The sequence below is a fragment of the Mesobacillus sp. MER 48 genome (assembly GCF_023714225.1).
Classification (GTDB): domain Bacteria; phylum Bacillota; class Bacilli; order Bacillales; family Cytobacillaceae; genus Mesobacillus; species Mesobacillus oceanisediminis_A.
The window spans coordinates 301,565-317,894 of the sequence record NZ_JAMAUR010000001.1 but is presented as its reverse complement, the minus strand read 5'-3'; the positions used below and the strand labels follow the sequence as shown (position 1 = coordinate 317,894).

General features: G+C 39.8%; 21 protein-coding genes. 18 read left to right on the top strand and 3 right to left on the bottom strand.

Going from position 1 to position 16,330, the window contains the following annotated elements; all coding sequences use genetic code 11:
- Positions 1-105: 105 nt before the first annotated feature.
- The 5 genes from M3593_RS01540 to M3593_RS01520 all read left to right on the top strand — a co-directional run bounded on the left by M3593_RS01540 (position 106) and on the right by M3593_RS01520 (position 4,211).
- Positions 106-1,359, top strand: coding sequence for an MFS transporter (locus M3593_RS01540; RefSeq protein WP_251540363.1), 1,254 nt, complete (start codon positions 106-108; stop codon positions 1,357-1,359).
- A 106-nt stretch (positions 1,360-1,465) separates the two neighbouring features.
- Positions 1,466-2,026, top strand: coding sequence for a glycerol-3-phosphate acyltransferase (locus tag M3593_RS01535; protein WP_186326862.1), 561 nt, complete (start codon positions 1,466-1,468; stop codon positions 2,024-2,026).
- A 121-nt stretch (positions 2,027-2,147) separates the two neighbouring features.
- Entirely contained in the window at positions 2,148-2,336 is a 189-nt protein-coding gene (locus tag M3593_RS01530) for a hypothetical protein (protein ID WP_251540361.1), read from the top strand.
- A 116-nt stretch (positions 2,337-2,452) separates the two neighbouring features.
- Positions 2,453-3,451 (top strand): NAD(P)H-dependent flavin oxidoreductase, encoded by a 999-nt coding sequence (locus M3593_RS01525; protein WP_251540359.1) that lies wholly within the window; start codon positions 2,453-2,455, stop codon positions 3,449-3,451.
- Positions 3,452-3,641: 190 nt separating this feature from the next.
- Entirely contained in the window at positions 3,642-4,211 is a 570-nt protein-coding gene (locus M3593_RS01520) for an MEDS domain-containing protein (protein WP_144480576.1), read from the top strand.
- A gap of 50 nt (positions 4,212-4,261) precedes the next feature.
- Here the strand turns inward: M3593_RS01520 and M3593_RS01515 are convergent, their stop codons facing one another.
- Entirely contained in the window at positions 4,262-5,236 is a 975-nt protein-coding gene (locus M3593_RS01515; protein ID WP_144480578.1) for a LacI family DNA-binding transcriptional regulator, read from the bottom strand.
- Positions 5,237-5,322: 86 nt separating this feature from the next.
- Here M3593_RS01515 and M3593_RS23950 point away from each other — a divergent pair, with 86 nt between their 5' ends.
- The 7 genes from M3593_RS23950 to M3593_RS01485 all read left to right on the top strand — a co-directional run bounded on the left by M3593_RS23950 (position 5,323) and on the right by M3593_RS01485 (position 9,685).
- Positions 5,323-5,448, top strand: coding sequence for a hypothetical protein (locus M3593_RS23950; protein ID WP_260983665.1), 126 nt, complete (start codon positions 5,323-5,325; stop codon positions 5,446-5,448).
- 230 nt (positions 5,449-5,678) lie between these two features.
- Positions 5,679-6,119, top strand: coding sequence for an aminotransferase yhxA (locus M3593_RS01510; protein WP_144480580.1), 441 nt, complete (start codon positions 5,679-5,681; stop codon positions 6,117-6,119).
- A gap of 15 nt (positions 6,120-6,134) precedes the next feature.
- Entirely contained in the window at positions 6,135-6,533 is a 399-nt protein-coding gene (locus M3593_RS01505; protein WP_144480582.1) for a DUF350 domain-containing protein, read from the top strand.
- A gap of 15 nt (positions 6,534-6,548) precedes the next feature.
- Positions 6,549-7,013 carry an RNA helicase gene (locus tag M3593_RS01500; RefSeq protein WP_144480584.1) on the top strand — a complete coding sequence of 155 codons (465 nt, stop codon included), beginning with the start codon at positions 6,549-6,551 and terminating at the stop codon, positions 7,011-7,013.
- A 10-nt stretch (positions 7,014-7,023) separates the two neighbouring features.
- Positions 7,024-8,256, top strand: a complete 1,233-nt coding sequence (locus M3593_RS01495; protein WP_251540358.1) for a glutathionylspermidine synthase family protein — start codon at positions 7,024-7,026, stop codon at positions 8,254-8,256.
- 16 nt (positions 8,257-8,272) lie between these two features.
- Positions 8,273-9,301, top strand: coding sequence for an ion channel (locus tag M3593_RS01490; protein WP_144480590.1), 1,029 nt, complete (start codon positions 8,273-8,275; stop codon positions 9,299-9,301).
- 183 nt (positions 9,302-9,484) lie between these two features.
- Entirely contained in the window at positions 9,485-9,685 is a 201-nt protein-coding gene (locus tag M3593_RS01485; protein WP_144480592.1) for a cold-shock protein, read from the top strand.
- 92 nt (positions 9,686-9,777) lie between these two features.
- Here the strand turns inward: M3593_RS01485 and M3593_RS01480 are convergent, their stop codons facing one another.
- Entirely contained in the window at positions 9,778-10,299 is a 522-nt protein-coding gene (locus M3593_RS01480) for a MerR family transcriptional regulator (RefSeq protein WP_251540357.1), read from the bottom strand.
- Between the two features lie 246 nt (positions 10,300-10,545).
- Here M3593_RS01480 and M3593_RS01475 point away from each other — a divergent pair, with 246 nt between their 5' ends.
- The 5 genes from M3593_RS01475 to M3593_RS01455 all read left to right on the top strand — a co-directional run bounded on the left by M3593_RS01475 (position 10,546) and on the right by M3593_RS01455 (position 14,467).
- A complete protein-coding gene (locus tag M3593_RS01475) occupies positions 10,546-11,130 on the top strand; it encodes a YdcF family protein (RefSeq protein ID WP_483308910.1) in 585 nt (194 codons plus the stop codon).
- 29 nt (positions 11,131-11,159) lie between these two features.
- Entirely contained in the window at positions 11,160-11,864 is a 705-nt protein-coding gene (locus M3593_RS01470) for a hypothetical protein (protein ID WP_251540356.1), read from the top strand.
- A 1-nt stretch (position 11,865) separates the two neighbouring features.
- Entirely contained in the window at positions 11,866-12,615 is a 750-nt protein-coding gene (locus M3593_RS01465) for a hypothetical protein (protein WP_144480603.1), read from the top strand.
- A gap of 372 nt (positions 12,616-12,987) precedes the next feature.
- Positions 12,988-13,908 carry a DUF1002 domain-containing protein gene (locus M3593_RS01460; protein ID WP_144480606.1) on the top strand — a complete coding sequence of 307 codons (921 nt, stop codon included), beginning with the start codon at positions 12,988-12,990 and terminating at the stop codon, positions 13,906-13,908.
- A 61-nt stretch (positions 13,909-13,969) separates the two neighbouring features.
- Positions 13,970-14,467, top strand: coding sequence for a GNAT family N-acetyltransferase (locus tag M3593_RS01455; protein WP_144480609.1), 498 nt, complete (start codon positions 13,970-13,972; stop codon positions 14,465-14,467).
- A gap of 235 nt (positions 14,468-14,702) precedes the next feature.
- On the opposite strand, the gene M3593_RS01450 is transcribed toward M3593_RS01455, so the two are convergent.
- Complete coding sequence (locus M3593_RS01450; protein WP_144480611.1) at positions 14,703-15,266, bottom strand: GNAT family N-acetyltransferase; 564 nt, start codon at positions 15,264-15,266, stop codon at positions 14,703-14,705.
- A 436-nt stretch (positions 15,267-15,702) separates the two neighbouring features.
- Between M3593_RS01450 and M3593_RS01445 the strand changes: the two genes are divergently transcribed.
- A complete protein-coding gene (locus M3593_RS01445; RefSeq protein ID WP_251540355.1) occupies positions 15,703-16,173 on the top strand; it encodes a GNAT family N-acetyltransferase in 471 nt (156 codons plus the stop codon).
- Positions 16,174-16,330 lie beyond the last annotated feature (157 nt).

The following is a 16,330-nucleotide window of genomic DNA, read 5'->3' as shown; positions in this document are numbered from 1 at the left end:
AATAATGGATAAAATTCTTATTGCCAGTAAAAAACAGAAGGAGTAAAATTAGGTGGATATTTCGATTTACAAAATAATTTGAATCATTTGAAAGAGGAAGAAGATATGCAAAGTCCTTCTGAACAGGAACTCCGGAATGAAAAAAATAGTATCTTAAATGGTGTTGCTTCAACAATTGTAACCAGCATGAGCAATAATTATTTTGCTCTTTTCGCGATCGGTGTCCTTGGTGCAACGAATTACCAAGTAGGTTTAATTAGTTCGCTTCCGCAAATCGTAGGGATGTTCGCCATGATCCTCGGGACCGCAATCATGAGCCGGCTTCAGGAAAAGAAGAGGTTCACTGGCCTTTCAATCTTATTTACTCGCTTCTTTTTGCTTGCGATGTTCCTTGTCATTTACCTGCCTCAGGAGTACAGGGCATGGACGTTTGTTATTTTAATCGGCCTTATGAATCTTCCTGGTTCATTTGCGATGCTCAGTTGGCAGTCATTTATTGGCGATCTTATTTCTGATAGCAGGAGGAGCGGTTTTTTCAGTGAGAGGAACAGGATTCTGACCATTGCTGGCATGTTCACCACATTGATGATTGGTATTGGGCTTCAGTGGTTTGACAAAGCGAATCCTATGCCATATCAGATACTGTTTGTTCTGGCATTCTTCTTCGGTGTCGTGGAAGTGTTTTATTTGAATAAACATATAGAACCGAAAAAAGAAGTGAAAAAAGAATTGAAACGGGTGAATTTCGGCTGGGACGCTTATAAACATAAACCATTCATCTATTTTCTGATCTGCGGATTATTCTTCAACTTTGCCTGGCAGCTGGCTTGGCCGCTGTTCAATATTTATAATATTAAAATTGCGCATATGTCTGGGTTTTGGATCAGCATTATCACAGTGGCGAACCAGGTAGGACAAATCATCAGCTTCAAATGGTGGGGTAGGATGGCTGATAAGCACAGCAATGCCAAAATGCTTGCATTTACAGCGGCAGGCATGGCGACCGCACCTTTTTTAACGATCCTTTCGACGAATATGTACTATTTGACATTTGTGAATTTCACTTCAGGCTTGTTTGTTTCCGGAACTGTGCTTTTGCTATTCAATCAACTTCTTGAAGTTACATTGGAGGAAAATCGCAGCAGCTTCATTGCGCAATATAATATCATTTTAGCTATTATCGGTTTTGTCGCTCCGCAAGTTGGGGTATTTTTGCTGCAGTTTAGTTCAATCAATACTGCTATGAATCTTGCTGCCGGTATGCGTCTAGTCAGCGGTGCTGTTTTTTTAGTCTTCTACTATTATATGAGGAAGCAGCAATACTTCAGGGGCACTCTCGTGTCTGTTCAGAAATCTTAGAAGGGAGCCGGTCAAAGGCTCCTTTTTCTAATGGTTTCAGTTAAAGGAATTTATGTCTTTTTACCGAATAAACTTTAATAATAATTTAAGACAGGTTGTGTCTATTTTGGCTATAATTACTTTTTTTGTATGTTCATACTTGCTGGGAAGCTTGATGGCAGGATTTGTTGTAGTAAAGCTGCTGGGAAAAAAGGATATAAGGACTGAAGGCAGCCGAAATGTAGGGGCACGCAATGCCGGCCGGGTAAATGGGAAGTTGTCATTCATCTTAACATTTATTGGAGATGCCCTAAAAGGGGCGCTTGTCATTATCGCAGGCCATTACTTTGGATTTTCATCAGATTTAGTACTCGGAGGGTTAGGATTTGCAATCTTAGGCCATGTAAAACCCATTACTTTGAAATTTAAAGGCGGGATGGGAATCTCCACTTTCATCGGCGGGATGATCGCTTTTGAACCGTTTACTGCACTGGTCATCATCGGCGGCTTCCTATTACTCTATCCGTTTTTAAAAAGTTTTACGTTTGCCGGTCTTGGTTCTTTTCTATTGATCCCAATCAGCTTTTATTTTCTTGGAACAGACACTGCAGTTATCATGATTAGCGGATTTCTCGTAATGGCAATCATTTATATTCACCGCGAAGATATCCTTGAGAGACTAAGGTAAGGAATGAAAATCTTCCTTCGGCGATGATCCTTTTTTCCATCAATACTGTCAATGTTTAACTCTTACACATGTTGAGGTAAAGAATTGAATAGGATAATATATCTGTTCGAAAGGAGCCTGAATGATGTGGACGTGGATATGGTATTTGATTCTGCCAATTGTATTATTGCTGTTAATAGAAGAGATCAGTCAGTTCATTTGGCGGCATTATTTAAAAAATCCGGAAGAAGATCATGAAACAATGTTTATTAGAATCCGAAATAGTATGAAAGGCACACTGAAAAAGTATCGAAAGGATCCTTCACATTAAGGTGGCGGATTCTTTTTTTAATATAATAAATTACTTGTCTTTGTTGAATTATTAAGTGTATTAAATTATGATATAGATATTCAGAAAATTTTGACATGTAGAGAAAGGATGATAATATGAGTAAAGTGGTTCCTGAAAGCTGGTGGGATCAACTGACAGTACCAGCTATAGCAGCACCGATGTTCCTTGTTTCCGGGCCTGACCTTGTGAGCACATGCTGCAAAAACGGAGTGATTGGATCGTTTCCAGCCCCTAATGCCAGGCCAATCGAGGTACTTGATGAGTGGATGGGCAAGCTGAATGAAGATTTAGCAGATGTGAGAACTCATGAACCCGAACGGAAAATCGCACCATGGGCAATGAATATGGTCGTGCATAGTACATACAGCCGTCTTGACGAAGAGCTTGCATTATTAAAAAAGCATAAGCCGCAGCTCGTCATCACCTCTCTGGGAAGCCCAAGGAAAGTAGTGGAAATTGTCCACGAATATGGCGGATTAGTGTTTTCTGATGTGAGTGATGTGAAGTTTGCCAGGAAAGCGGCAGAGACCGGAGTAGATGGCCTCATTCTTGTTGCCAATGGGGCTGGAGGGCATGCTGGAGAATTGAACAGCTTTGCTTTTGTGGATTCTGTCAGGACCTTCTGGGATGGAATCATTGTGCTGGCTGGATCTATTACTACAGGAAAATCGATCCTTGCTGCCCAGGCCGCAGGAGCGGATCTTGCCTATATGGGAACAAGATTCATTGTAGCAGAGGAAAGTATGGCAAATGACGAATACAAGAAGATGGTAGTTGACGCAACACAAGAAGACCTTATCCTTACAGATGCTTTTTCAGGTGTAAAGGCCAACATGCTAATGCCAAGCATTGTGAAAGCTGGATTAAATCCAGAAACACTTAAGAAAAAGGAAAGTGTCAATTTTGATTCCATGCAGAGGGAGACCAATGCCAAGGCGTGGAAAGACATTTGGTCAGCGGGGCAGGGAGTTGGGGCCATCAATGAAATTCAGCCTGCATCTGAGATTATCAAACAATTAGAAGCTGAATATAAAGAGGCTTTATCTAGTCTTAATGGAAAAGCGGTCAAATTGGCAGCCAATGCTGTAAAATAAACACCAATTTATTTTATATAGTAAATGTTCATGAATATGGCGGATGCTTGATGTGGAAAATGGATCAGCCATTAAAATGAAAAACACGTTTAATCGATTAAAGGAAGGAAGTATGATATAATAAAGGTTATAGTTTGAATATGTGAATTCATTGTTTGTTTCCCTTGAATTCAGGAGGAGACTGATAACAATGCACAATAAAATCCTAAACCTGATTTCATCAGCGGAAGAAACCGGTGCCCATATCTTTTATTCATTCAGGGATGATCATAAATATATTAGTAATCTTTTTGTCTATTTAAATGCTGCGATTGCACTTGGCAACCATGTCATGATTATTGAAAATGACCGGTTTATGCCTGAAATCCAGAAAAGGATCAAATCTGAATTTGATGAGACGCAGAGAGATATGATCCATACCCTGAATAATTACGATTTCTACTGCTATCGAGGCAACTTCCATAAAGAAACGATTTTAAGTTATCTGGAAAATATGATTGAACCATTCCTGGAAAAAAATATTCCCATCCAGACTTGGGCCCATGTAGAATGGAGAGATCAGGATGAAATCTTCCAGAATCTTGGCGAATATGAAAGAGAAGCTGATATCATGCTTAAGGATACAAAGCTGATTACAATCTGCGCCTATGATTTCGAGAGGGTACCAGACTCACTTGAAAAGATACTTATGGATTGCCATGATTATCATATGACCGATGACAACATAGACCTTATAGAACGTAAAAGCAGTATAAACTAATACATCACCTGCCTAATATAGGCAGGTTTTTCTTTTATTGATAGTGTCCCTCAAACGGAACCTCTTTCGATTAATTGAAATGGAAGGGTGATCTTTTTCGCAAATCCTTTTTTCTCTGAGCGCTTAAGCAATGCTTGGAAGGCGGTGGTACCTAATTGTTTAGTGGGTATGCTTATTGTCGTGATGTCCATGATTTCTGAAATAGGGTGATTATCAAAGCTGATTATGGCCAATTCTCCGGGGATATCAACTCCATATTTTTTTGCCTCTGTCACCATGCCTGTCGCGACCTGGTCATTACCAACTATGAAGGCAGTCGGCCTTACCTCCATTTTTAAATACTGCTCAATCACTTCTTTTCCATCTTCTATCATTAAACATTGACCAAGGACCCACTCTGATCGCACATCCTCGCCAATCATCTTCATCTTTTTCTCGTAAGCATCTTTTCGTTTACGGCTATTTGTCCCTTCAAGCCTTCCCAGGCATATCGCTATTTTTTGATGACCTTTTAAGATTAAGTAGTCCAGCCCGAGATTGAACGCATCAACATGTTTTATCGATATTGAAGGAAACTCCTCCTGATCAGAGTCTTCACATAACACAATTGGGCCTGCACCTTTATAATTCATTAAAGTTCCAAATGGTATTGCCCGTGAAGCGAAAATGACTCCGTCAATAAGCTGGCCTCTTAATTGTTCCAATGCTTCGAACTCTTTTTCTTCACGGTAGCCTGTCTGGAAAATAACCAGCTGGATATTATGATTCATTCCCTCTTCAGCAATACCTTCGAGCAGCTCCGAAAAATAAGGATGGTTAATGGTTGGCAGTACGACTCCTACCATATTTGTCCTGCCGCGCGATAAGTGGACTGCATTAATATTAGGGCTGTAATCCAGCTTTCTCATCGTTTCCAACACTGCATCCCGTTTCTCCGGACTAACATAAGGATGGTTATTCAATACCCGGGAAACGGTTGAAACAGAGACTCCAGCCAGTCGGGCAATTTCTCGTATATTAGCCATTTAAAAAACCTCACAAAAATATTCTTGACCTGAAACGCGTTCCATAAATTATGGTATAAGCAAATAGAATTTAAGGAGCTGTCATTATGTTTACAGGAATAGTTACATTAACAGGATTATGCCTATTTGAAATTATTTTAGCAAAAATTGCATTGGGAAAGTCAGAAATAGAGGATTTTAATTTTGAAGAATTCTTTAATGGGGAATCTTAATTACAGATGGACTTTAGGTTTTAAATACTCAGAATGCGTAGCAGGAAGAAATGAGGACTTAGGGTAAAAGAACGACATATTGTGATGATCCGGTAGAGATAAGGAGATACCTTATTGTGCATCATTTCAACCAGGGAAATGTTAGAATGAATTAAAGTTTGCATGAAATTTTGAAACTTTTTTCTTAGGTTGCCGTAAATACATCTGTTGAATAGAAAGAGGTGAAAAATATGAACAAAACCAAAAAGGTTATGGCTGGGATTTCAGCTACAGCTCTTTTAATGGGAGCTACAGCATGTAATAATCCGCAGGTTTTACCAGACAGAGATTGGGATGAGGGTTCATCTGCAGGTGAGGGACAGGATTGGAGTGCATCACAGGATCAGGATATCCCTCCGGTACCAGAAGGGACAGATTGTAGTGACTGGGAATGGGATGCTGAAGATGGGGTCTGGGAATGTGATGATAATAATTCCCCATACTTTGGCCATTTCTTTTTTGCCGGTATGTTCTTTGCCAATCGATCGATGCTTTATAAGAGCAATGATTATATGAAGTATAAGAACAGCTCGTCATTTAAAGGGGCCAGGCTGGACAGCAATTACAAAAACAGGACGCCAAAAGGCAGCTCTGGATTCGGAAGCGGGTCAAGAAGCACGACTGGCGGCTAAGGGAGAGAATGAATAATGAATTTATATATAAATTTTGCCTCTTATTTAGGACTTGGACTGCTTTTGCTGACAGCAGGGGTAGGGTTATTCGTGCTTGCTACTCCTAAAATCAAGGAATTTGAACTGATCGGCAAGAGAAATGTTACTGCTGCTCTTTCTCTTGGCGGGAAAATGCTCGGACTCGCCATTGTCCTTGGGGCTGCGGCAGAATATTCAATTTCCCTGCTTGATATGGCAATTTGGGGGTCTATTGGAATTTTCACTCAAATCCTCGTGTTTTTTGTCGCCGAGGTTGTAACAATCAGGTACAGCCTTCAAAAAGCGATAGAGGAAGATAATCGTTCTGTCGGTGTCATTCTATTTTCACTTTCACTTGCTGTTGGCTGGATTGTAGCCAAGAGTCTTTCGTATTAAGGAGATTTTAGTGCCATGAAAAAACTGACTTATTTTATCCATGATGGAAAAGGCGGCTACGAACCTTTATATGAATATACGACCGCGACTGTTGGCATAGATGAGTTTTATGCACGACAGTTATGCACCTATTTCGTGATCAAGGGAAACCAATATGAATTAGTGTCGAATGAAATGAACGGGGAAGAAGAAATCCTGGTTCTTGAGGACCGTGGAAGGAACAATTCAGTCATTGACGAGAAAAATTATAGGGGATTGGGCATTCACGTTGAATTTCGCAGGTATAGTGAATTTGAGAATTACAAATTGCTATCCACTGTTCCTTGCCAAACCCATCTCGATGTCATTCGTTATCTTTTAAAGGATGTAACGGATGTCCCGGAAATTGGCCAAATGTTGGTTACTTCTACTGAAATTGATGAGGACCGGGGAGTATACGTTCTGTATGTGAAAAATTTGCATGAAAACGACATGGAATAGGAGGCATTCCATGGAAGACCATCGAATAAGACGAATGAATTTCTATAGAGGGATCAAGAATTTCTGGCCTGACTTATATGGGGAAGAATACGCTTTATACGATGTAGCAGCAATTTCCCAGAACGAAGCGGATGAAATCAGGCTTTGTACTTCCAGAGTTGGAAAAGTGTTTTTCAAAATCTGTGACCTGCTGAGAAAGGTGGATAAAGATACCTTACTTGAGTTAGGATTTCCTCACCAAACCGTAGATTTTATCCGGCTAAAAACCTTGAATCCAGAAAGTGTCATTGCAAGACTTGATCTCATAAAAACGGATGATACATACAAATGCATTGAAATTAATGCCGATACTCCTACTTTCATCAAAGAGTTGTTTCACGTAAATGGACTGGTGGCAAAGAGTTTTGGCTATGGAGATCCAAATGAATCAAAAGAAGAGCAGCTAGCCGCAGCTATCAGGAAAGCCGTTCATGCCTCTGCAAAATGGGTAGCCGAAGTGGAACCATACGTCGTTTTTACAGCGCATGAAGATAATATTGAGGACAAGAACACTGTTTTGTATTTACAAGAATTGTACGGATTACCTTCAAGGTTTATCTCATTGGATAAATTAAGAATCCAGCCAGGAGAGGGCCTTTTTGATGAATATGGACGCAAAATTGACATTCTGTACAGGCAAACTTTCCCGATTGAGAGCATGATCCTTGATGAAGACCATTCAGGGAATAGAATCGGGCTCTGGTTGATGGATCTTATAAAAACAAAGAAACTGGCTGTGATTAATCCTCCATCTGCGTTCTTGTTGCAAAATAAAGCAGTACAGGCGGTGATTTGGGGAATGCATGAAAATAAGGATCCTTTCTTCAGTAAAGAAGAGCACCAATGGATACACCAATATTTTCTTCCCACGTATCTGGAAGCAGACTATTTCCTCGAAAAAAAAATCCCTTATGTCAAAAAACCGATTTTTGGGAGGGAAGGAGACACAGTTCAGATTTTCGATTCGAGCGGTCAATTGGTTCTTGAGGAGCAACAGAAAAATTACGATCAAGTACCATCAATTTTTCAGCAGTATATCAAATTGCCTTCTGTCCAATACCTATCTGAAAATGGGAGACAAAACGGACATATACTGACCGGGAGCTTTCTTGTCTATGGTGAACCGTCCGCTTTTGGTTACAGGGTTGGCGGCAAGATCACAAACAACCTATCATGCTTTTTGCCGGCTGGCTTGATCGTTTAGGATAGGAGGTACATACATGTGGATTTTACAAAGATTATTCACAAAGATGATGAGAATCAGTCTGTGGAAAATCACACTGATTGTTTTGGCTGTGATCCTGTTAAGCAGTCTGATTATTAAAACTCTTGAACCTGAAACATTTCCAAGATATCTGGATGCCGTCTGGTGGACAATGACAACAGTCGTCACAGTTGGATATGGAGATTACTCTCCAAGCAGTGACCTCGGAAGGATTTTCACAATGGTATTGCTCTATACAGTTGGAATCGGAGCAATGGGCATCATAATTGGCAAAATTTTTGAAAGCCTGGCACTTTATAAAAAGATGAAGGAGGAAGGGGAATTGGCATACAAAGGCAAGGACCACTATATTTTGATTGGTTCCTCCAAAGATAAGCTGAAAAACGTTGTTGAAGAAATCCTGAACTCCAATAATAGATCTGATATCGTTATTGTCGACCACAGCAATGAATCACCGGTGAAGCATGAACGAGTCCATTTTGTCAGTGGCAACCCTGCAGAGGAAGAAGTGCTGATTAAGGCTAATATCCTGGAGTCAAAGTCAGTGGCAGTATTTACAGATGATCGTATCGGGCTGCCAGAATATGCTGATGGGAAAACTTTGCTTATTGCTTCAAGGGTGGAGCATATATCCAAACAGTCTGGAAAAAACATATACACAATCGCCGAGATTATGAAGGAAAAGCATATTGCACTGTTCGAACATGCAAATATAGATGAATTCATATTATCGAATGAATCAGTATCCAAGCTGATGGCCCAGGCGGCAATCTTTCATGGCTCAAGTAAGCTATTCAAACAATTGCTCAGTAACATGGAAGGTGAAAACTTGTATGAGGTCGAAAAGAAACCGCATTGGGGGACATACAAGCAGGCAGCGATGGAGTTGTTCGATTTAGGAGCGACGCTCATTTCAGACGGCCATGCACTTGATGTTGCCAGAAAGCATAATGAACCTATTCCAGACGGAGCAAAGATGTTTATCATCTGTGATGAAGAGACTTTTAGGAAAATCAGCAGTTGAAAATCAATAGAAAAGAAGCAGGTAAATGAAAGCAGCGTGTTTCTCGTTGCTCGTCTGGGAGATACTGGTTTTCAGTCCTTCCTAAAAAAAATCCTATTTTAGAGTTTAAAATATTCATGAATGGATATAATAATCACGCAAGGTTAAATTGCAATTTTCTTAAATCGCTAGGAGGCAACAATAGTGGAACGTGGTAAGGTAAAATGGTTTAACAGTGAAAAAGGCTTTGGGTTCATTGAGCGTGAAGGTGGAGACGATGTGTTCGTACATTTCTCAGCAATCCAGGGTGAAGGCTACAAATCTTTAGATGAAGGACAAGAAGTATCGTTTGATGTTGAACAGGGCCAGCGTGGTCCGCAGGCTACAAACGTACAGAAGCTCTAACTAAGGATATCCAAAACAGACTCAGTAATTTGGGTCTGTTTTTTTTGTTTGAACAAGACCAAAAAAAAAAACACATCCACGATGTGCGAGGCTTAAAATCCAAAAAAAGAACTAATGATGTTTTTCTTTTTGAATTTCCTTAGAGGTGAGAGCGACGATGACAATTCTGTCTTTACCTCGGTGGTTTCTTTTTCCCTCTCTGGGGCAGCTTCCTGCATGCTGATGATAAGATTCTTAAGAACGTCTATTTCATTCTGTAGCTCATCTATTTCCCTTCTGTGCTGGAGAATCTGATATGCAACCACTTCATCCGCCTTTCTTTCAAGCTTTTGATCAAATTCATCCATCCGCCTGACCAGCGGTCCAAGAGCCATCTCAGTTGATCCGCCTATTACGGTTGCTTTTCTTGGCTTTCTCCCTTTAATTTTTAAATCCTGAAGCAGAACACCGTTATTAAGCTGATCTTTGATATCTTTCAAGATTTCGATGCTCTCATCCGAAAATTGATAATGCCCTAGCTCTGTACGTTCCATTTGAAGGTTCGCCTGTTTCACCCAACGCTGTATCGTACTTGGCGAAACCCCAAGCAACTTTGCGACTGCACTAGTGTTCATGATCATCCCTCCCATAAAAAAATTTCGCTGTTATAATAGTCAATTCCTTTGTGCCTGACAAAACTAGTTGTCTTTCGTCAAAGATAGTGAAGAAGCAACAGAATATGATTGAAGAATCATTACTAGTGCTTAAAATCCTTTCCTAACAGTCAGATTTTTGTCATAATTTTACTGAATACCAAACAATTACACAAAAGGATGGTAATATGGTAGTAATTATTAGAAAGACAGGTAAATAGTATGAGGATAAAAGATAAAAGGTTTCTTAAAAGATGGTTAGTGGCTGGAGTGGTTCTTACCATGTTATACTTCGGCATACTCCATTATCAGATCATTCAACACGCTAATGAATCTGTGCCACAAAATGCAGATTACATGATCATTCTTGGTGCCCGTGTGAAGGGGGAAAACCCATCACTAGCGCTTCAATTCAGGATAGACTCTGCGGCAGACTACCTAAAAGAAAACCTAAACACAATTGCCATAGCTTCAGGAGGTAAAGGTCCTGGCGAGGATATATCCGAAGCAGAAGCGATTAAACGAGCTCTGATGGAATACGGCATCGAAGAATCCAGAATTCTTCTCGAAGATCAATCTACAGATACATATGAAAATATTCGCTTCTCTAAAAGGTTAATACCGAAAGATGCTGTGTCTGGACTTGTCGTAACAAATGATTTCCATATTTACCGTGCCGGCATGATTGCAGAAAAAGAGGGACTCGCGTTGAACGGACTCCCAGCTGAGACCCCAGTACAAGCAGTCGTAAAGTCGTATGCAAGAGAATATCTTGCATTGACCAAATATTTTCTGATCAATGCATTCAGATGAAATGATTTAGAGGGATTTGAGGTGTGTAGATGAACGTGACAATGTTTGTTATGAATTTTGTATCATGGATTCTGATTTTATTTATAGCTCTCAGGATTTACCGAGAGCAGGAAATTAAGCCAAAGATATGGAAGATGGCACTCGTAATTTTCATAGGGTTATTCTCATTTTCTATTAATCTTCCTTATATGGACCAGCAGATTAAAGTAGCTATACTTCCACTCGGAGTTTGGATTCTCTTTGCTCGATATAATAAAAGGAACGAAGGTACTGGCTGGTCCCGATACCGAAAATATGCATGGTTAGGATTCCTGGCTAATTATATTTTCCTTTTGTCAGCATTATTGAGTCCTCTGATTCAATCGAGCATTTATCCAAATGACAAGTTATCAACATACATTTCAGACATCAGTGAAGCATCCATCCTGAAAACTCATCCATCTGCGAACGAAAAAATGCTGGACGCAGAATCATTTCAATCTGAAATTCCAAAAATGGATAAAAAGAAAATTTCCAGCGATGCCTGGTATTATGATTCAATGGAGAACGTTGAAACGCAGGCTCAGGCCGATGAACGATTTGCATATCAAATAACCGGGGTAAAAGCCAGAATGGGCAGCGGGGTTCACCCGGTGATCTATGTAGAAGAGGATGGAAGAGGGATTTTAATTATAACACCACAGGAACAATTTTATTTCCGCTCAAAAGCCTCTTTTTTAAAGGAGGGGAAGTAGAATGGGAAATAAAAAAAGTATGCTGCTCCTTGGGGGGCTGGGGCTGACCCTATTGGTGATACTCGCTGGTTACTGGTTCTATTTCGCTCCCCCGGGTGGGTTTCCTGGCAAACAACAAGCCATTAATGAAATGATGAAGGAATTCCCTGAGGCAGACATAGAGTTGATTCAAGATATCATTTTTATTGATTCAAAGCATGTTCTGGCCCCTTTTATTACAAAAAATGAAGGATATGGTCTCAGTTTCTGGGAGTGGAGAAAACACAAGTGGGAATTTGCACGCATTGACACAGGTGCGACTCCTCAATTATGGAAAACAGACCCTAAAGATCCCGGGAGTTACTATATTATCTGGAATTTTCATCCGGATAATCAGCTTGCAAACCTGAACTTTTATTTAAAGAAAGACGGAAACTTCAGCATATCTGATGGAAAGCACCACTACTTTCCAAAGGTCCAAATGGAATTGGAAATAGAAGTAGGTGGAAAGTCCAGTTATGGTTTTACTAAAATTCCTGATGAATGGATTGAATTTATCACTGTAGAAAATCAGTTGACTGCTTCCAGTATGCCGAATTCGATTTTTTCTGATTTTTTTCCGCCTGAACAATACTATTTAGGATGGAGCTCCGTTAACAAGGATGGAAGCGATGAGTATCCGCCTTTACCAGGGAACTCACATGGTTTTGGGAGTGGAGAGAGCCATATTGAACATATCAGGTATTTGGATAAGAGGGAAATTTACCAATGATTTTCTCCAGGATTCTTTAATAGAGCAGAAAAATTTCATATTGAACTTAGTTGAAACTTTTATACCATTTTTATCGTACATATAGATGTACTGAAGGGTGGAGAAATGGATAATTGGCTGTTTATATTCATTGCAAATCTTTTTGGAGGTATTATATTATTCTATTTGTTAATGTTTTTATTTTCCGGGTTTGAAGTTGATTCTGCTTTGTTCGTGGGAATTTTCGTGTTGATCCAGCTCAGTTTTATGACTGCTTTGATCTATAACTTAATGCACAAAGTTCAAAGGCTGGAAAGGCAAGTGGCCAGAAAGCTTGAATCTGGTGAAAAATAAGATTGTTTTATAAGAATTGGTTTGAAAAGGAGAATATATATGAAACCGAAATACTTGTTGAAAATCACAGCATTATTCAATCTACTCATTTTGTCTTTAGGGATGATTGCTGTACCAGCATTTGCGTCTAATGATAATGATGAGGATGCCATTAATGAAAAATATGGCCTTCCGATTGTTGTATACGGCGAAGCTCTTTCTGAAAAACAGAAGGATGAGGTCAGGGAGCTGCTGGGAGTGAAGGACCCATCAAAAGTTAAAGAAATAATTGTCACAGGAAAAGACCTAGTAAATTATATAGACGGTGACGAACATTCAAACATGTACTCGTCGGCGAAAATCACCAGGAAAGATACAGGAGAGGGACTGGTGATTAACCAGGTCACTCCGGAAAATATTACAGAAGTAACCGATGAAATGTATGCGAACGCCCTGTTGACTGCAGGAATCGAGGATGCAGTCGTGGATGTGGTTTCCCCGGTGAAGGTTACTGGTCACTCAGCACTCGTTGGAATTTACAAGGCGTATGATGAAGGTGAAGGAACAGAACTCAATAAGGACCGCACAGAAGTAGCGAATCAAGAATTGAACCTGGCGACAAAACTGGCTAAAAAGGATGGCCTTGATCAGGATAAAGTCAGTGAACTCCTGACTGAAATCAAGAAGGAAATTGCCGAGCAAAATCCGGCAACAAAAGAAGAAATCGAAAAAATCATTGATGATAAGTTAAAAACACTTGAGATTCAGCTAAGTCCTGAAGACAGGCAGCTCCTTATCGACCTGTTCAATAAGATGAGGGACCTGAATATAAATTTTGACAATGTAAAAACCCAATTAGAAACACTTTCGGATGATATCCAGAAAAGGATCGAGGAAGCAGTGGGTGATAAAGGGTTCCTGGAATCAGTCTCCAACTTCTTCAAGGAACTAATAGAAAGCATCAAAAGCATTTTTTCATAAAAACAGAGGAATCTTTCCTCTGTTTTCTTTTTCTTAAAACTATAATGAAAGAGGTGTTTCCATGGAGATCAGACAAGCCGAGGAACGGGACGCAGATAAGTTTGCAACACTAATGCAAGAGGTGGAAAGTTCCTCAGATTTTATGCTTTTTGGGCCAGGTGAAAGAAAGTTCAATCCGGACACTCAAAAGAAAATGATTCATGTACTTATATCCGAACAAAACTCAAATATCTTTCTGGCGGAGACTGGTGGTGAATTAACCGGATATTTAATCGCCAAAGGCGGAAGTGCGCCCAGAACAAAGCATTCAGCATATCTGGTAATTGGGATAAAAGATCTATATCGCGGAAAAGGGGTTGGGACAAGTCTCTTCACTGAATTATTGGATTGGGCGAGCGGCATAGGACTGCGCAGACTGGAACTAACCGTGATAACAAAGAATCAGGGAGCCATTGCATTATACACAAAAATGGGATTTGAAATAGAAGGAACGAAGAAGGATTCAATGTTCAAGGATGGACAATTCTACGACGAATTTTATATGTCGAGAATCCTTTAGACCAGGGGATTTTTTCAGGATTATAGCTTGTTGAGCGTTAGGCATTCCATTGATGCCTACTTTTAAGTGATTTCGGAGATTCAGGTCACCAATAGACTTCATTGGTGCCCACTTTTATGGGATTCCGGAAAGTAAGGTCACCATTCCGCCGAAAATCATTGAGGTCCATCAAAAAACGCCTGACAGAAGCCAGGCATTTTTCCTTTCAATCTGATAGGGATAATGATTTATAAGATTATCCCTGATACCGTTCATCCCATTCTTCCCTTAACAACCCCATTTTGATTGAATCATAGTATTTTCCGTTATATAGCCTGCACTTTCTGATTCTTGCCTCTTCAACCATGCCGAGTTTTTTGCCGACAGTCAGCATCCTGGCGTTTCCAGACCAGGTGGTAAAACCTATGCGGGGGATGGGGAAAGTGTCGAAAAGATGCTGGATCCAGGCTATTAGAGCATCTGTTCCATATCCACCATTCCAGAATTCAGGGAGATAGATGACGATCCCGATTTCAAGCCACTGAGATGATTCGTGCTCCCAATAATATGTGACCATTCCAATGATTTCATCATCGACTTTGATTAAATATTTCCGATCATAGCCCTGTTGGATCAGGTTGCTCATCTGTTCCCTGAATTTTTCATATTCAATATGCCTCAACGGATAATAAGGAGCATCCCATTTTTTCCACTCGGGGTGTTCATCATTATGGATAAGGCTCCACCATTTTTCTAAATCATCTTCTTTCACCTTGCATAGTGCCACTTGTTCTCCGGGCAATATATCTGGGGTTTGCATGAATCCGTACCTCCTTAATTGAAATGAGGCTAGCAGTTTATGCTTAAGTATTTCTCTTTTATTCTATTATTTCCTGCGACAGCTTAAAAATACAATAAAAGTTTCAAAATTGGCACAGAAAAAAGAGACGCTGCTGCAGCGTCTCTTTAGTTAATTGCTTCATCATCTATAAATGCATTTTCATCATTAACTGCAAAGAAATTTAAACCAGCGGCGATTGCGAAAGCTCCACCAAGTAATACAAATGTAGTCATCATTATGTAATCGCTCCTGTCATCGTTTTGTTACTTGTAATATTCCCATATATAAAACTATTAAACCTGATATTACAAAAGAATGACAAATCAACCTAAAAAATTTAATCTAAGGAAGGAATTTCATATTTTCTACTGAATTATTAAGTTTGTTTGTGAAAATAAAAAGGGGGGACATAAAGTTGGAATTCGTCAGCAACAAGATGACCAGGGACCTTGCAGTAACAATCCTGAACTGGGTATATGACTCGCCTTATGAACTTTACAATAATACTGTCAGTGAGGAATCAATAGAGGAGCTCTTGAATGAAGGTTATCGGACTGTAGTAGATCAGGCAGGTACATTAATCGGTTTTTATTGCACAGGACCTTCTGCGCAAGTTCCTGCAGGAAGAGAGATCGGAGTTTATAGTGAAACGGCTATAGATATAGGGATTGGCCTGGCACCGGAGATGACAGGAAAAGGTTATGGTTTTCTTTTCTTTTCTTTTGTATTGAAAGATTTGGAGTCCAGCACACAAAACCAGCCGTTTAGGCTTACTGTAGCGTCCTTTAATATAAGGGCCATTAAGTTGTATGAAAAAATCGGATTCATGAGGGAAGCTGAATTCAAAACAATGACGAATGATTTTATTACAATGGTAAAGCGCTGAAAAGATAATGCATTGCTGCTTCAAAGTAAATAGGGACTTTTTTTGAAAAAACAAATAAAAAATTTGATTTTTGTTAAATAATCCCTATATAATGAAAAAGCTGTGTGAAATTCCGGTTTCACAACAAGCATATATATAGATTGAAGGGGAGTATCAG

Excerpts from the sequence above, each read along its gene's own strand:
- M3593_RS01490 (WP_144480590.1), top strand. The coding sequence starts at position 8,273 with ATGTGGATTTTACAAAGATTATTCACAAAGATGATGAGAATCAGTCTG.
- M3593_RS01465 (WP_144480603.1), top strand. The coding sequence starts at position 11,866 with ATGGGAAATAAAAAAAGTATGCTGCTCCTTGGGGGGCTGGGGCTGACC.
- M3593_RS01455 (WP_144480609.1), top strand. The coding sequence starts at position 13,970 with ATGGAGATCAGACAAGCCGAGGAACGGGACGCAGATAAGTTTGCAACA.
- M3593_RS01520 (WP_144480576.1), top strand. The coding sequence starts at position 3,642 with ATGCACAATAAAATCCTAAACCTGATTTCATCAGCGGAAGAAACCGGT.
- M3593_RS01450 (WP_144480611.1), bottom strand. The coding sequence starts at position 15,266 with ATGCAAACCCCAGATATATTGCCCGGAGAACAAGTGGCACTATGCAAG.
- M3593_RS01530 (WP_251540361.1), top strand. The coding sequence starts at position 2,148 with ATGATGTGGACGTGGATATGGTATTTGATTCTGCCAATTGTATTATTG.
- M3593_RS01480 (WP_251540357.1), bottom strand. The coding sequence starts at position 10,299 with ATGAACACTAGTGCAGTCGCAAAGTTGCTTGGGGTTTCGCCAAGTACG.
- M3593_RS01470 (WP_251540356.1), top strand. The coding sequence starts at position 11,160 with ATGAACGTGACAATGTTTGTTATGAATTTTGTATCATGGATTCTGATT.
- M3593_RS01525 (WP_251540359.1), top strand. The coding sequence starts at position 2,453 with ATGAGTAAAGTGGTTCCTGAAAGCTGGTGGGATCAACTGACAGTACCA.
- M3593_RS01505 (WP_144480582.1), top strand. The coding sequence starts at position 6,135 with ATGAATTTATATATAAATTTTGCCTCTTATTTAGGACTTGGACTGCTT.
- M3593_RS01500 (WP_144480584.1), top strand. The coding sequence starts at position 6,549 with ATGAAAAAACTGACTTATTTTATCCATGATGGAAAAGGCGGCTACGAA.
- M3593_RS01460 (WP_144480606.1), top strand. The coding sequence starts at position 12,988 with ATGAAACCGAAATACTTGTTGAAAATCACAGCATTATTCAATCTACTC.
- M3593_RS01495 (WP_251540358.1), top strand. The coding sequence starts at position 7,024 with ATGGAAGACCATCGAATAAGACGAATGAATTTCTATAGAGGGATCAAG.
- M3593_RS23950 (WP_260983665.1), top strand. The coding sequence starts at position 5,323 with ATGTTTACAGGAATAGTTACATTAACAGGATTATGCCTATTTGAAATT.
- M3593_RS01515 (WP_144480578.1), bottom strand. The coding sequence starts at position 5,236 with ATGGCTAATATACGAGAAATTGCCCGACTGGCTGGAGTCTCTGTTTCA.
- M3593_RS01540 (WP_251540363.1), top strand. The coding sequence starts at position 106 with ATGCAAAGTCCTTCTGAACAGGAACTCCGGAATGAAAAAAATAGTATC.
- M3593_RS01510 (WP_144480580.1), top strand. The coding sequence starts at position 5,679 with ATGAACAAAACCAAAAAGGTTATGGCTGGGATTTCAGCTACAGCTCTT.